1 protein-coding gene is annotated in these 1,001 nt (G+C 53.3%); it reads right to left on the reverse strand.

Annotated features, from left to right (window positions below; translation table 11 throughout):
* Positions 1 to 66: 66 nt before the first annotated feature.
* Complete coding sequence (locus Q8M88_RS17645) at positions 67 to 252, reverse strand: sugar nucleotide-binding protein (RefSeq protein ID WP_371132605.1); 186 nt, start codon at positions 250 to 252, stop codon at positions 67 to 69.
* Positions 253 to 1,001: the final 749 nt, after the last annotated feature.

A 1,001-nucleotide genomic window follows, 5' to 3' on the forward strand; every position in this document is an offset into this window, starting at 1 on the left:
GGCGAGGATGATGCCTTTTCTCATGACACAAACTCTTTCTGGATTTTTATTGAAAATATCACGCGATCAATGCCACTGCAGCGTGCGTACAAAAGGTTCGATGCGATCTTCCCACACAGGCATGCGAATGCCAAAGGCCGCTTCAATTTTCTGGTTGCAGGTGACGGTGTACAGCGGACGTGGCGCGGGATGGGGATATTGCGCGGTGGTGGTCGGGCGCAGCGTGGCCCAGCCTTTTTCGGCGCCGGACAGTTGCGATGCCCGCGGTCAAAAATTAAATCCCTGGGCTGTAAGCTGGGATTGGACTTCTTCGGATACCTTAGTGGCTTATGTCACTTCTTTTACCACTAAGGGCAAAAATCCTTATTGTACCAGCTGGTGCGTGCGCAAAGGCAGCGATATTCCGACGAGCTCGGCGGCTAATTTGCCGGTTTGCGGCAATGCCGTGGTGGAAGCCGGCGAGGATTGCGACCCGCCGGGGGCGGCTGCCGGTTGTAACTTAGATTGTCGGCGGCCGGGCAACAATAACGCCACCACCACCATGACTGTTCCAGCGGATGAGGGTTTATGCGGCGACGGTGTGGTGCAAACGACTTTGGGCGAGATTTGTGATCCGGCTGCGGCCGACCCCTTAATCAAACTCGGTTGCGGCGCCAATTGTTTGCGCGCCGGTTCTTCGCAGACGACTAAAGCCGTTGATATCAATACTTCCATTTGCGGTAATGGTTTTATCGGCGCGGGCGAAGATTGTGATTTTGGAATTAGCGGAATAGCCAATGATCCGCAGTCGGCCATGGGTTGTTCCGGAAAATGTTTACATCTTGGCACCCGTTTGTCTACCTTTTGGTGTTTTCAAAATAAAACCGAGGGCCAACATGCCGGCTTTACGACTTCTTCTTATCTAAACGCTTGCGCCGGGGCTTATAGCCAATGCGGTGATAAAGTAGAGAATCCTGATGAGGACCCGGGTTGCGATAATTCGGCCACCGGTTGGAATGAGA

It is taken from the genome of Phenylobacterium sp., from assembly GCF_030693805.1.
Lineage (GTDB): Bacteria > Pseudomonadota > Alphaproteobacteria > Caulobacterales > Caulobacteraceae > Phenylobacterium.